Source organism: Klebsiella sp. CN_Kp100 (assembly GCF_040065315.1).
Classification (GTDB): Bacteria; Pseudomonadota; Gammaproteobacteria; order Enterobacterales; family Enterobacteriaceae; genus Klebsiella; species Klebsiella oxytoca.
This window is the reverse complement of the sequence record NZ_JBEAIJ010000030.1, coordinates 66799-81182: the sequence shown is the minus strand read 5'-3', so window position 1 is coordinate 81182 and position 14384 is coordinate 66799. Positions and strand designations below refer to the sequence as shown.

Below are 14384 nucleotides of genomic sequence, written 5' to 3'. Positions count from 1 at the left end.
TTTTCTCCGGGAAGGTTGGGCTTTGTCCGTGATAAACTGAGAAAATGTCTCCCGTTTATCACAGTCAGGACGATGAAAAAGAAAAGACCCGTACTTCAGGATGTAGCCGATCTTGTCGGCGTGACCAAAATGACGGTCAGTCGCTATTTACGTAACCCGGAACAGGTTTCCGAAGCGCTGCGTGGCAAGATTGCCGTTGCTCTCGATGAACTGGGTTATATTCCTAATCGCGCCCCTGATATCCTCTCTAATGCGACCAGCCGCGCCATTGGCGTGCTGCTGCCCTCGTTAACTAACCAGGTCTTCTCGGAAGTGCTGCGCGGTATTGAAAGCGTAACCGACTCTTTCGGCTATCAGACTATGCTGGCGCACTACGGCTATAAGCCGGAAATGGAAGAAAAACGCCTGGAATCGATGCTCTCCTGGAATATTGACGGCCTGATCCTTACCGAACGGACCCATACGCCGCGAACCCTGAAGATGATTGAAGTCGCGGGTATCCCGGTTGTGGAGCTGATGGACAGTCAGTCGCCGTGCCTCGATATCGCCGTCGGCTTTGATAACTTTGAAGCGGCCCGACAGATGACCGCGGCGATTATCAATCATGGTCACCGTCACGTTGCCTATCTTGGCGCACGTCTTGATGAACGTACTATCATCAAACAGAAGGGGTATGAGCAAGCGATGCTTGATGCCGGAATGACGCCCTACAGCGTGATGGTTGAGCAGTCTTCTTCTTATTCATCGGGAATTGAGCTGATGCGCCAGGCGCGTCGCGAATATCCGCAGCTTGACGGCATTTTCTGTACCAACGATGACCTTGCGGTCGGCGCAGCGTTTGAGTGCCAGCGGTTGGGGCTTAAAATCCCTGACGATATGGCGATTGCCGGTTTCCACGGCCACGATATTGGTCAGGTGATGGAGCCGCGTCTGGCCAGCGTGCTGACGCCGCGTGAGCGTATGGGGCGGATTGGCGCTGAACGTCTGCTGGCGCGGATACGCGGTGAAGCGGTGACGCCTAAGATGTTAGATTTAGGTTTCACATTGTCACCGGGCGGATCTATTTAAACTGACAAATTTGAAGTAGATCACACATATTCACATCTGGCACGAATGGTTATTGCTTCTCCATTACTCCGGCATGACAATGTTACCGATAACAGTTACCCGTAACAATTAATCTGTACGCCAGTATTCCACGCCGTTAAACGCTGCCAGGCTGCGCGTATGTGTCCAGTGGGAGGAAGCTTTGAGCACGACTAACCATGATCACCACATCTATGTCCTGATGGGCGTTTCCGGCAGCGGGAAATCCGCTGTCGCCAGCGAAGTGGCGCATCAACTGCACGCCGCGTTTCTCGACGGCGACTTTCTTCATCCGCGCAGCAATATCAACAAGATGGCTTCCGGCGAACCGTTAAATGATGACGACCGCACCCCGTGGCTGCAGGCGCTGAACGATGCCGCCTTTGCTATGCAGCGCACCAATAAAGTGTCGCTGATTGTCTGCTCCGCGTTGAAAAAGAGCTATCGCGACATCCTGCGTAAAGGTAACCCGAACCTCTCCTTTATCTATCTGAAAGGTGATTTTGCGGTTATCGAACAACGTCTGAAGGCGCGTAAAGGCCACTTCTTTAAGACTCAGATGCTGGTTACGCAGTTTGAGACGCTGCAGGAACCGGGCGCGGATGAAAGCGATGTGTTAATCGTCGATATCGACCAGTCATTGGAAGGCGTGGTCGCCAGCACCATTGAGGTGATCAACAAAGGCAGTAACTAGTGAGTACATTAACGCTTGTTTTGACAGCAGTCGGCTCCGTTTTGCTGCTGCTGTTTTTAGTCATGAAGGCGCGTATGCATGCCTTCGTGGCTTTGATGGTGGTTTCTATTGGAGCAGGGCTTTTTTCCGGAATGCCGTTAGATAAGATCGCGGCGACGATGGAAAAAGGCATGGGCGGCACGCTGGGTTTTCTGGCTATCGTCGTCGCGTTAGGGGCTATGTTTGGTAAGATCCTGCATGAAACCGGCGCGGTCGACCAGATTGCCGTTAAGATGCTGAGATCTTTCGGCCACAATCGCGCCCATTATGCGATAGGTCTGGCCGGGCTTATCTGCGCGCTGCCGCTGTTTTTTGAAGTGGCGATCGTGCTGCTGATCAGCGTGGCTTTCTCAATGGCGCGCCATACCGGCACCAACCTTGTGAAGCTGGTGATCCCGCTGTTTGCTGGCGTAGCCGCCGCGGCCGCGTTCCTGCTACCGGGGCCTGCGCCGATGCTGCTCGCCTCGCAGATGCATGCCGACTTTGGCTGGATGATCCTGATTGGCCTGTGCGCCGCTATCCCGGGGATGATTATTGCCGGGCCGCTGTGGGGTAACTTCATCAGTCGCTATGTTGAGCTGCACATTCCGGACGATATTAGCGAGCCACACCTTGGCGAAGGCAAAATGCCGTCGTTCGGCTTCAGCCTGTCGCTGATTCTGCTGCCGCTGGTGCTGGTTGGCCTGAAAACCATCGCCGCGCGCTTTGTGCCGGAAGGTTCTACCGCTTACGAATGGTTTGAGTTTATCGGCCATCCGTTTACCGCGATTCTGGTGGCGTGCCTGGTGGCTATCTATGGTCTGGCGGTACGTCAGGGAATGGCTAAAGATCGGGTGATGGAGATTTGCGGTCATGCGCTCCAGCCTGCGGGCATCATCCTGCTGGTCATCGGTGCGGGTGGGGTGTTTAAACAGGTGCTGGTCGACTCCGGCGTAGGCCCTGCCCTCGGTGAAGCGTTAACCGGTATGGGCCTGCCGATTGCCATCACCTGCTTCGTGCTGGCGGCGGCGGTGCGTATTATTCAGGGTTCCGCGACCGTTGCCTGCCTGACGGCAGTCGGGCTGGTGATGCCGGTTATTGAACAGCTGCACTACAGCGGCGCGCAGATGGCGGCGCTCTCAATCTGTATCGCCGGCGGTTCTATCGTGGTCAGCCACGTTAACGACGCGGGCTTCTGGTTGTTCGGCAAGTTTACCGGCGCGACCGAAGCGCAAACGCTGAAAACCTGGACGATGATGGAAACCATCCTCGGCACCGTCGGGGCGATTGTTGGTATGATTGCGTTTACGCTGTTGAGCTAAACGCCAAAGTGATAACCCGGCGGAGCGAAGCGATGCCGGGTTAATTTCATGCTCGACTTATATCGAAAACCTTTAGCTTTAACCCTCTCCCGATCTGCCACTATCAGAAATACGATAAACGTCATACGGCTCACAAACCCACGCCACGCCTGGTTTTATCGGTCTTCTCCGCAAGAATAAAACAACCCAATTTCTGCTGTAATCCATAATCTTGATCAATAAAATAGCGGCGGAAAATATTCCCTTCTCAATCTAAATTCCCTGATAATTATTCGGGTATTCCGGGGTGCCAGTGACGGCGGCCGCCAGGCAAAATTAGCTGCGTTACTGATTGCCTGGCAATCATTGATTAATTTCACTTGCGACTTTAGCTGCATTTTGTAATGTGAAGGACTAACCAGTAGGAAACTGGCCTGGAACAAACAGCACACACCTCGCAGGAATACGTTATGAAAAATGTTGGTTTTATCGGCTGGCGCGGAATGGTCGGCTCTGTCCTCATGCAACGCATGGTAGAAGAGCGCGATTTTGACGCCATTCGCCCTGTTTTTTTCTCCACCTCCCAGTTGGGGCAGCCTGCTCCATCCTTTGGTGGCAGTATCGGTGGCATGCTTCAGGATGCATTCGATCTGGAAGCACTGAAGGCGCTGGACATTATTGTCACGTGTCAGGGCGGCGATTACACCAACGATATTTACCCGAAGCTGCGTGAAAGCGGCTGGCAGGGCTACTGGATTGACGCCGCCTCTTCGCTGCGCATGAAAGACGACGCCATCATTATTCTTGACCCGGTGAACCAGGATGTCATTACTGCAGGTCTGAACAACGGCGTTAAAACCTTTGTCGGCGGCAACTGTACCGTTAGCCTGATGCTGATGTCCCTCGGAGGCCTGTTTGCTCAGGATCTGGTTGAGTGGGTGAGCGTGGCGACTTACCAGGCGGCTTCCGGCGGCGGTGCGCGTCATATGCGCGAACTGCTGACCCAGATGGGCCAGCTGCACAGCCATGTTGCGGCTGAGCTGGCGGATCCGGCTTCCGCAATCCTGGAGATTGAACGCAAAGTCACCTCTTTGACCCGCAGCGGCGAACTGGCGGTGGATAACTTTGGCGTTCCTCTGGCGGGCAGCCTGATCCCATGGATCGACAAACAGCTGGATAACGGCCAGAGCCGTGAAGAGTGGAAAGGCCAGGCGGAGACTAACAAAATCCTCGCGACCGCCTCACCGATTCCGGTAGACGGCCTGTGCGTTCGCGTTGGCGCGCTGCGCTGCCATAGCCAGGCGTTTACCATCAAGCTGAAAAAAGATGTTTCTATTCCGACCGTTGAAGAACTGCTGGCCGCGCACAACCCGTGGGCCAAAGTGGTGCCGAACGATCGTGATATTACTATGCGTGAGCTGACCCCGGCTGCCGTCACCGGCACCCTGACCACCCCGGTGGGTCGCCTGCGTAAACTGAATATGGGGCCGGAGTATCTGTCGGCGTTCACCGTTGGTGACCAGCTACTGTGGGGGGCCGCCGAGCCGCTCCGCCGTATGCTAAGACAGCTGGCGTAGTCGTCACAAGATGAGAAAAGGGGTGTTGAAACACCCCTTTTTTTTGCGTAATACAAGGAGTAAACGCGAATGTTAGATTTTTCCCAACGGAGGTAACTCAGCCTTGGCTATGCTTTAAGTAAGGAGTCATGACGTCTCCTTACCTGAAGGTGGGACGGAGCAGGGGGACGCGTAACGTGCTGCGCCGTTCAGGTCAAAAAAAAGTCGCCAGATACAGGAAAGGGCGACACCTACAACAGGATGAAACCATGTCTAATCGTATCGATAAGGACGTGATTAATGCGCTTATCGCCGGCCATTTTGCGGATCCTTTTTCCGTGCTTGGCATGCATTACACCGACGCCGGGCTGGAAGTTCGTGCATTATTACCCGATGCCACCGAAGTGTGGGTCATTGAACCAAAAACCGGACGCAAAGTCGGCAAGCTGGAATGCCTCGACTCGCGCGGTTTCTTTAGCGGCGTTCTGCCGCGTCGTAAAAATCCTTTTCGTTATCAGTTGGCTGTCACCTGGCACGGGCAGCAGAATCTGATCGATGACCCGTATCGTTTTGGCCCGCTGCTGCAGGATCTGGATGTCTGGCTGCTGTCGGAAGGCACGCACCTGCGTCCGTATGAAACGTTGGGCGCGCATGCCGATACTATGGACGGCGTGGTCGGCACGCGTTTCTCGGTCTGGGCGCCTAACGCCCGTCGGGTGTCGGTCGTCGGCCAGTTTAACTACTGGGATGGTCGCCGCCACCCGATGCGCCTGCGTAAAGAGTCCGGCATCTGGGAGCTGTTCGTTCCCGGCGCGCTGAACGGCCAGCTGTATAAATTCGAGCTGATTGATGCCCACGGCAACCTGCGGGTGAAGTCCGACCCTTACGCTTTTGAAGCGCAGATGCGCCCGGATAGCGCCTCGCTCATCTGCGGGCTGCCGGAAAAGGTCCAGCAGCCGCCGGAGCGCAAGCTGGCTAACCAGTTTGATGCGCCAATCTCGATTTATGAGGTGCACCTCGGCTCCTGGCGTCGCCATACCGATAATAACTTCTGGCTGAGCTACCGCGAGCTTGCCGACCAGCTGGTGCCTTATGCCAAATGGATGGGCTTCACCCATCTTGAACTACTACCGGTTAATGAGCATCCGTTTGACGGCAGCTGGGGCTATCAGCCAACCGGGCTATATGCGCCAACCCGTCGCTTCGGCACCCGGGAGGATTTCCTCTACTTTGTCAACGCCGCGCACGCTGCGGGCCTGAATGTGATTCTGGACTGGGTACCCGGCCATTTTCCGGCGGATGATTTTGCGCTCGCCTCGTTTGACGGCACCTCGTTGTATGAACATAGCGACCCGCGCGAAGGCTACCACCAGGACTGGAACACCCTGATTTACAACTACGGTCGTCGCGAGGTCAGTAATTATCTGGTCGGCAATGCGCTGTACTGGATCGAACGCTTCGGCATTGACGCGCTGCGGGTTGATGCGGTGGCATCAATGATTTATCGCGACTATAGCCGCAAACAGGGCGAGTGGGTGCCGAACGAATTCGGCGGTCGGGAAAACCTTGAAGCCATTGAGTTTCTGCGCAATACCAACCGCGTGCTGGGCGAGCAGACGCCGGGCGCGGTGACGATGGCGGAAGAGTCGACCGATTTCCCCGGCGTGTCTCGTCCTTCCTCCACCGGCGGGCTCGGCTTCTGGTTCAAGTGGAACCTTGGCTGGATGCACGACACCCTCGACTATATGAAGCTGGACCCGGTGCATCGCCGACATCATCACGACAAGATGACCTTCGGTATGCTCTACAACTACACCGAAAACTTTGTCCTGCCGCTCTCTCATGATGAGGTCGTGCACGGCAAAAAATCGATACTCGACCGTATGCCGGGCGATGCCTGGCAGAAGTTCGCTAACCTGCGCACGTACTACGGCTGGCTGTTTGCCTTCCCGGGTAAAAAGCTCCTGTTTATGGGCAATGAGTTTGCTCAAGGGCGAGAGTGGAACCACGATACAAGCCTCGACTGGCATCTGCTGGAAGGCGGCGATAACTGGCACCACGGCGTTCAGCGGCTGGTGCGCGACCTCAACCATACTTATCGCCACCATAAAGCGCTGCATGAACTGGATTTTGACCCCTACGGATTTGAATGGCTGGTGGTGGACGACCACGAGCGCTCGGTCTTTATCTTTGTTCGTCGCGACAGGGCGGGTAACGAAATTATCGTCGCCAGCAACTTCACGCCAGTGCCGCGCCATGAGTATCGCTTTGGCATCAACCAGCCTGGCCGCTGGCGTGAAGAGCTGAACACCGACTCTATGCACTACCACGGTAGCAATACCGGCAACGGCGGCGTCGTCGAGAGCGACCCGATCGCCAGCCACGGTCGTGAACACTCGCTCTCCATTACGCTGCCGCCGCTGGCGACGGTATGGCTGGTGCGGGAGGCGCAATGATCGCACTCACGGCAGGAAAGCCCGCGCCTTTAGGGGCCAGCTACGACGGTAAGGGCGTGAATTTCGCGCTCTTTTCCGCCCATGCGGAGCGGGTGGAACTCTGCGTGTTTGACGAGCAGGGCAATGAGCGGCGAGTCGACCTGCCCGCACGCAGCGGCGATATCTGGCACGGCTGGCTCGCCGATGTCGGGCCAGGTCTGCGCTACGGCTACCGCGTCCACGGCCCCTGGGACCCGGCGCAGGGGCACCGTTTCAATCCGGCAAAGCTGCTGCTCGATCCCTGCTGCCACCAGGTGGATGGCGGACTGCCTGACGACGAGCGACTTCACGGCGGCGATAGCGTTCCCGATAACCGCGATAGCGCGGCAATAGCGCCGAAGTCGCGGGTAATCGACCTCCATTATGACTGGCGAGGCGATAAGCCGCCGCGCACGCCGTGGGGCCAGACGGTGATTTATGAAGCCCACGTCAAGGGGCTGACCTGGCTGCACCCTGAGCTGCCGGAAGAGATCCGCGGCACCTACAAAGCGCTGGGTCATCCGGTGATGATCGAATACTTCCGCACGCTCGGCATTACTGCACTAGAGTTAATGCCGGTGGCGCAGTTCGCCAGCGAACCGCGTCTGCAGAGGATGGGGTTAAGCAACTATTGGGGCTACAACCCGCTGGCGATTTTTGCCCTCGATACGCGCTACGCCAGCGCGCCGGAGCAGGCGTTAAACGAATTTCGCGATGCGGTAAAAGCGCTGCACGCGGCAGGTATTGAAGTGATCCTTGACGTGGTGCTGAACCATAGCGCGGAGATAGACCTGGAAGGGCCGACCTTCTCCCTGCGCGGAATCGACAACCGTAGCTATTATTGGATCAGGGAAGACGGTGATTACCACAACTGGACCGGCTGCGGGAACACCCTCAACCTCAGCCATCCCGGGGTGGTGGAGTATGCGCGCCAGTGTCTGCGCTTTTGGGTCGATGAGTGCCACGTCGACGGTTTTCGTTTCGACCTCGCCTCGGTAATGGGGCGGACGCCGGAGTTTCGTCAGGATGCGCCGCTGTTTGAGGCCATTCGTAACGATCCGCGGCTGGCGGAAGTGAAGCTGATTGCCGAGCCCTGGGATATCGGTCCCGGGGGCTACCAGGTCGGTAACTTTCCGCCGTTGTTTGCTGAATGGAACGACCATTTCCGCGATACCGCACGTCGATTCTGGCTACAGCAGAACGTCTCGCTGGGCGACTTCGCGCTGCGTTTTGCCGCATCGAGCGACGTTTTCCAGCGTAACGGCAGAGCGCCGTCGGCGGCGATTAATCTGGTCACCGCGCACGATGGTTTCACCCTGCGCGACTGCGTTTGTTTCAATCAGAAACACAATGAGGCAAACGGGGAGGAGAATCGCGATGGGACTAACAATAACTACAGCAACAATCATGGTATAGAAGGATTAGAAGGGAGTCTTGCCGTCATTGAGCGGCGCCGTGCCAGCGTTCACGCTCTTCTGGCGACGCTACTGCTGGCGCAGGGAACGCCGATGCTGCTGGCGGGTGACGAACACGGTCACAGCCAGCATGGTAACAACAATGCTTACTGTCAGGACAATGCGTTGACCTGGCTGGACTGGAACCATACTAACCGCGGGCTGACCGCGTTCACCGCCGCGTTGATTCATCTGCGCCAGCGTATTTCGGCTTTAACCGATAATCGCTGGTGGCAGGAGGGAGACGGCAGCGTTCGCTGGTTAAACCAACATGCTCAGCCGCTGTCCGCTGATGAATGGCAGCACGGTGCGCCGCGCATGCAGATCCTATTGTCCGATCGCTGGCTGATGGCGCTGAACGCCACCGCCGAGGTGGCAGAGATGGTTTTACCCGCGGGGGAATGGCGCGCCATTCCACCTTTCGCCGGAGAGGATAATCCGGTCACTATGGCTGTCTGGCATGGGCCCGCGCACGGAGTGTGCGTATTTCAAAGGTCGTAACCTCGGGGCTTCCGGTTGGTCTCGAAGCGGCGGCGCGACGAGAAGGGCAGGCAAGCTGGGGAGTAAAAAAGGAGTTAATTATGGTTGGGGTAGAAAAGAACGATCCATTGATGCTGGCGCGTCAGTTGCCGATCAAATCCGTTGCGCTGATCCTTGCCGGGGGACGTGGTACCCGTCTGAAGGATCTGACCAATAAACGCGCGAAACCTGCTGTCCATTTCGGCGGCAAGTTCCGTATTATCGATTTTGCGTTATCTAACTGTATTAACTCAGGTATTCGTCGTATCGGCGTCATCACCCAGTATCAATCGCATACTCTGGTGCAGCATATTCAGCGCGGCTGGTCTTTTTTCAATGAAGAGATGAACGAATTTGTTGACCTGCTGCCCGCCCAGCAAAGGATGCAGGGAGAAAACTGGTATCGCGGCACCGCGGACGCGGTGACGCAGAACCTCGACATCATTCGTCGCTACAAGGCGGAGTATGTCGTCATCCTCGCCGGCGACCATATCTACAAACAAGACTACTCGCGGATGCTTATCGACCATGTCGAAAAAGGCGCGCGTTGCACCGTTGCCTGTATGCCGGTGCCTATTGAAGAAGCACGGGCGTTCGGCGTAATGGCGGTGGACGAGAGCGATAAGATTATCGATTTCGTCGAAAAACCGGCTAACCCTCCGGCGATGCCGGGCGATGCGAGCAAATCGCTGGCGAGTATGGGTATCTATGTCTTTGACGCGGATTACCTTTATGAGCTTCTGGAAGAAGACGACAGCGATGAAAGCTCCAGCCACGATTTTGGTAAAGACATCATTCCGAAAATCACCAAAGCTGGCATGGCTTATGCACATCCTTTCCCGCTTTCCTGCGTGCAGTCCGATCCGCAGTCTGAGCCCTATTGGCGGGATGTCGGGACCCTGGAAGCGTACTGGAAAGCCAACCTCGATCTGGCTTCGGTGACCCCGGAACTGGATATGTACGATCAGAACTGGCCGATTCGCACCCATATGGAGCCTCTGCCTCCGGCGAAATTCGTTCAGGACCGCTCGGGTAGCCACGGGATGACCCTCAACTCGCTGGTCTCCGGCGGCTGTATCATCTCCGGTTCGGTGGTTGTGCAGTCGGTGCTGTTCCCGCGCGTGCGGGTGAATTCATTCTGTAATATTGATTCGGCAGTCTTGCTGCCAGAGGTTTGGGTTGGCCGTTCATGCCGCCTGCGTCGCTGCATTATTGACCGTGCCTGCGTGATACCGGAAGGTATGGTTGTTGGTGAGAACGCGGAAGAGGATGCACGCCGTTTCTACCGCTCGGAGGAAGGTATCGTGCTGGTCACCCGCGACATGCTGCGGAAATTGGGGTACCCACAGGAGCGCTAATGCAGGTATTACATGTATGTTCAGAGATGTTCCCGCTGTTAAAAACCGGTGGACTGGCGGATGTGATCGGCGCGCTGCCTGCAGCGCAAATTGCCGGGGGCGTTGACACGCGCGTACTGTTGCCCGCGTTTCCTGATATCCGCCGCGGCGTGACGGATGCGCAGGTGGTAACGCGCCGGGAGACGTTTGCCGGGCGTATCACTTTACTGTTCGGCCACTTTAACGGCGTGGGCATCTATCTGATTGATGCCCCGCATCTCTACGATCGTCCGGGGAGCCCTTACCACGATACCAATCAGCATGCCTATACCGACAACGTGCTGCGCTTCGCGCTGCTGGGCTGGGTAGGCAGCGAGATGGCCTGCGGCCTGGATCCTTTCTGGCGTCCCGATGTTGTTCACGCCCACGACTGGCATGCGGGGCTGACCCCTGCCTATCTGGCGGCGCGCGGCCACCCGGCGAAGTCAGTCTTTACGGTGCATAACCTGGCCTATCAGGGGATGTTCTACTCGTGGCATATGAACGACATTGAGCTGCCCTGGTCGTTCTATAACGTTCATGGCCTCGAATTTAACGGTCAGATCTCCTTCCTGAAGGCGGGTCTTTACTACGCCGACCATATTACGGCGGTTAGTCCAACCTATGCCCGCGAAATCACCGAGCCGCAGTTCGCTTACGGGATGGAAGGGCTGCTGCGCCAGCGACAGCATGAGGGCCGCCTTTCGGGGATCCTCAACGGAGTGGATGATCATATCTGGAATCCGGAAAGCGACCTGCTGCTGGCCGCGCGCTATGACCGCGATCGGCTGGAAGAGAAGGCTGAGAACAAACGTCAGCTGCAAATCGCCATGGGGCTGAAGGTGGATGATAAAGCGCCGCTGTTTGCCGTGGTTAGCCGTTTGACCAGCCAGAAAGGGTTGGACCTGGTGCTGGAGGCGCTGCCGGGCCTGCTGGAGCAGGGCGGTCAGCTGGCGCTGCTGGGGGCTGGCGATCCGGTACTGCAGGAGGGCTTCCTGGCCGCTGCGGCCGAGCATCCGGGCAAAGTCGGCGTTCAGATTGGCTACCATGAGGCATTCTCTCACCGTATTATGGGCGGCGCCGATGTGATTCTGGTGCCCAGCCGTTTTGAACCGTGCGGCTTGACCCAGCTGTACGGCCTGAAGTACGGCACGCTACCGCTGGTGCGGCGCACCGGCGGTCTGGCAGACACCGTTTCCGACTGCTCGCTGGAGAATCTCGCCGACGGTCTGGCTACCGGCTTTGTTTTTGAAGATAGCAACGCTGTGTCGCTGCTGCGGGCCATTCGACGCACGTTCGTCCTGTGGTCGCGCCCATCGCTCTGGCGTTACGTCCAGCGCCAGGCGATGAATATGGATTTTAGCTGGCAGGTTGCCGCAAACTCTTACCGCGAACTTTATCAACGCTTGCTGTAACCAGGAGCAAAGCTATGAATGTACCTTTTAGCTACTCATCACCCACCCTGAGCGTTGAGGCGTTAAAGCACTCTATTGCTTATAAACTGATGTTTATTATCGGTAAAGATCCGGCTATCGCGAACAAGCATGAATGGCTTAATGCTACGCTGTTCGCCGTTCGCGATCGCATGGTTGAGCGCTGGCTACGTTCAAACCGGGCGCAGCTCTCTCAGGAGGTGCGCCAGGTATACTATCTGTCGATGGAATTTTTGATTGGCCGTACTTTATCCAACGCGCTGTTATCGCTAGGTATTTATGAAGATGTGAATAGCGCGCTGGAAGAGATGGGGCTGAATCTTGAAGAGCTGATTGATGAAGAGAATGACCCGGGCCTGGGCAACGGCGGCCTGGGGCGTCTGGCCGCCTGCTTCCTTGACTCGCTGGCGGCGCTGGGTTTACCGGGCCGTGGCTACGGTATTCGCTACGACTACGGCATGTTTAAGCAAAACATCGTCGATGGGCGGCAGAAAGAGTCCCCGGATTACTGGCTGGAGTATGGTAACCCGTGGGAATTTGAGCGCCACAATACGCGCTATAAAGTGCGTTTCGGCGGCCGCATTCAGCAGGAAGGTAAACATTCACGCTGGGTGGAAACCGAAGAGATTATTGCTGAAGCCTACGATCAGATTATCCCGGGTTTTGATACCGACGCCACCAATACGCTGCGTCTGTGGAGCGCGCAGGCCAGCAGCGAGATTAACCTCGGTAAATTTAATCAGGGCGACTACTTCGCGGCGGTGGAAGATAAAAACCACTCCGAGAACGTGTCGCGGGTACTTTATCCGGATGACTCCACCTATTCCGGGCGCGAGCTGCGCCTGCGCCAGGAGTATTTCCTCGTGTCGGCGACGGTACAAGATATCCTCAGCCGCCACTACCAGCTGCATAAAACCTACGCCAATCTGGCGGATAAAATAGCGATTCATCTCAATGACACGCACCCGGTGCTGTCGATTCCGGAGCTGATGCGCCTGCTGATTGACGAGCATAAGTTCAGCTGGGATGAGGCGTTCGAGGTAACCTGCCAGGTCTTCTCTTATACCAACCATACCCTGATGAGCGAAGCGCTGGAGACCTGGCCCGTCGACATGCTGGGTAAAATTCTGCCGCGTCATTTGCAGATTATTTTCGAGATTAATGACTACTTCCTGAAGACCCTGCAGGAGCAGTATCCCAACGATACGGCGATGCTGGGTCGTACGTCGATTATCGACGAGTCTAACGGGCGTCGCGTCCGTATGGCGTGGCTGGCGGTGGTGGTAAGCCACAAGGTCAACGGCGTGTCGGAGCTGCACTCCCGGCTGATGGTTGAGTCGCTGTTTGCCGAATTTGCCAAAATTTTTCCGATGCGCTTCACCAACGTCACGAATGGCGTGACTCCGCGCCGCTGGCTGGCGCTGGCGAATCCGCCGTTGTCAAAAGTGCTGGATGAAAATATCGGTCATACCTGGCGCACGGATTTAAGTCAGCTGAAGGAGCTGGAGCAGCATATCGACTATCCGAAGGTCAATCAGGCGGTACGCCAGGCCAAGCTGGAAAACAAGCAGCGGCTGGCGAACTACATCGGCCAGCAGCTTAACGTGGTCGTCAACCCGAAGGCTCTGTTTGATGTGCAGATCAAGCGTATTCACGAGTACAAACGTCAGTTGATGAACGTGCTGCATGTGATCACTCGCTACAATCGCATCAAAGCCGATCCTGACGCTGAGTGGGTACCGCGAGTGAATATTTTCGCCGGAAAAGCGGCTTCGGCTTACTATATGGCGAAGCATATTATTCATTTAATTAATGATGTCGCGGCGGTAGTGAATAACGATCCGGAAGTTGGCGATAAGCTGAAAGTGGTGTTTATTCCTAACTACAGCGTTAGCCTCGCGCAGCTGATCATTCCGGCGGCGGATCTCTCCGAGCAGATCTCTCTGGCAGGGACGGAGGCGTCCGGTACCAGCAACATGAAGTTCGCGCTTAACGGCGCGTTAACCATTGGTACTCTGGATGGCGCTAACGTTGAGATGCAGGAGCACGTTGGGGCGGATAATTTCTTTATCTTCGGTAATACGGCGGAACAAGTTGAAGCCCTGCGGGCCAATGGCTATAAACCGCGTGATTACTACGAGCAGGATGAAGAGCTGCACCAGGCGCTGACGCAGATTGGCACCGGCCTGTTTAGTCCATCTGAACCGGGACGTTACCGCGACCTGCTGGATTCGCTGATTAACTTCGGCGACCACTATCAGGTTCTGGCGGATTACCGTAGCTACGTGGATTGTCAGGATAAGGTGGATGAGCTGTACCGTCATCCGGAGGAGTGGGCCAATAAAGCGATGCTGAATATCGCTAATATGGGTTACTTCTCGTCCGATCGCACGATTAAAGAGTATGCCGACCATATCTGGCATATCGATCCGGTAAGGCTGTAACGGGGTTGCCATAAAAAAAACGGGGCCTA

General features: G+C 56.3%; 9 protein-coding genes. All 9 read left to right on the top strand.

What is annotated here, in order from left to right; genetic code table 11:
• Positions 1-72: 72 nt before the first annotated feature.
• The 9 genes from gntR (at position 73) to glgP (ending at position 14355) form a co-directional block, all read left to right on the top strand.
• On the top strand, positions 73-1068 hold the full coding sequence (gene gntR / locus ABLV12_RS10210) for a gluconate operon transcriptional repressor GntR (protein WP_004106498.1): 996 nt from the start codon (positions 73-75) through the stop codon (positions 1066-1068).
• A 181-nt stretch (positions 1069-1249) separates the two neighbouring features.
• Positions 1250-1780 carry a gluconokinase gene (gene gntK / locus ABLV12_RS10205; protein ID WP_004106496.1) on the top strand — a complete coding sequence of 177 codons (531 nt, stop codon included), beginning with the start codon at positions 1250-1252 and terminating at the stop codon, positions 1778-1780.
• The gene (gntU, locus tag ABLV12_RS10200; RefSeq protein ID WP_004106495.1) at positions 1780-3120 is read left to right on the top strand and encodes a gluconate transporter; all 1341 of its coding nucleotides are present in this window, start codon (positions 1780-1782) and stop codon (positions 3118-3120) included. The genes gntK and gntU overlap by 1 nt, the downstream gene beginning before the upstream one ends.
• Before the next feature lie 449 nt (positions 3121-3569).
• Positions 3570-4676: an aspartate-semialdehyde dehydrogenase gene (asd, locus tag ABLV12_RS10195; protein WP_064397838.1), complete on the top strand. Its 1107-nt coding sequence runs from the start codon at positions 3570-3572 to the stop codon at positions 4674-4676.
• 248 nt (positions 4677-4924) lie between these two features.
• The gene (gene glgB / locus ABLV12_RS10190; RefSeq protein WP_348867024.1) at positions 4925-7111 is read left to right on the top strand and encodes a 1,4-alpha-glucan branching enzyme; all 2187 of its coding nucleotides are present in this window, start codon (positions 4925-4927) and stop codon (positions 7109-7111) included.
• Positions 7108-9084: a glycogen debranching protein GlgX gene (gene glgX, locus ABLV12_RS10185; RefSeq protein ID WP_004116020.1), complete on the top strand. Its 1977-nt coding sequence runs from the start codon at positions 7108-7110 to the stop codon at positions 9082-9084. The genes glgB and glgX overlap by 4 nt, the downstream gene beginning before the upstream one ends.
• An 80-nt stretch (positions 9085-9164) precedes the next feature.
• On the top strand, positions 9165-10460 hold the full coding sequence (glgC, locus tag ABLV12_RS10180; protein WP_004106488.1) for a glucose-1-phosphate adenylyltransferase: 1296 nt from the start codon (positions 9165-9167) through the stop codon (positions 10458-10460).
• Positions 10460-11893, top strand: coding sequence for a glycogen synthase GlgA (gene glgA, locus ABLV12_RS10175; RefSeq protein WP_004106486.1), 1434 nt, complete (start codon positions 10460-10462; stop codon positions 11891-11893). The genes glgC and glgA overlap by 1 nt, the downstream gene beginning before the upstream one ends.
• 14 nt (positions 11894-11907) lie before the next feature.
• Positions 11908-14355 (top strand): glycogen phosphorylase, encoded by a 2448-nt coding sequence (gene glgP, locus ABLV12_RS10170; protein WP_004106484.1) that lies wholly within the window; start codon positions 11908-11910, stop codon positions 14353-14355.
• Positions 14356-14384: the final 29 nt, after the last annotated feature.

Coding starts and splice junctions, on each gene's coding strand:
- glgA (WP_004106486.1), top strand. CDS start 10,460: ATGCAGGTATTACATGTATGTTCAGAGATGTTCCCGCTGTTAAAAACC.
- glgX (WP_004116020.1), top strand. CDS start 7,108: ATGATCGCACTCACGGCAGGAAAGCCCGCGCCTTTAGGGGCCAGCTAC.
- glgP (WP_004106484.1), top strand. CDS start 11,908: ATGAATGTACCTTTTAGCTACTCATCACCCACCCTGAGCGTTGAGGCG.
- asd (WP_064397838.1), top strand. CDS start 3,570: ATGAAAAATGTTGGTTTTATCGGCTGGCGCGGAATGGTCGGCTCTGTC.
- glgB (WP_348867024.1), top strand. CDS start 4,925: ATGTCTAATCGTATCGATAAGGACGTGATTAATGCGCTTATCGCCGGC.
- gntR (WP_004106498.1), top strand. CDS start 73: ATGAAAAAGAAAAGACCCGTACTTCAGGATGTAGCCGATCTTGTCGGC.
- glgC (WP_004106488.1), top strand. CDS start 9,165: ATGGTTGGGGTAGAAAAGAACGATCCATTGATGCTGGCGCGTCAGTTG.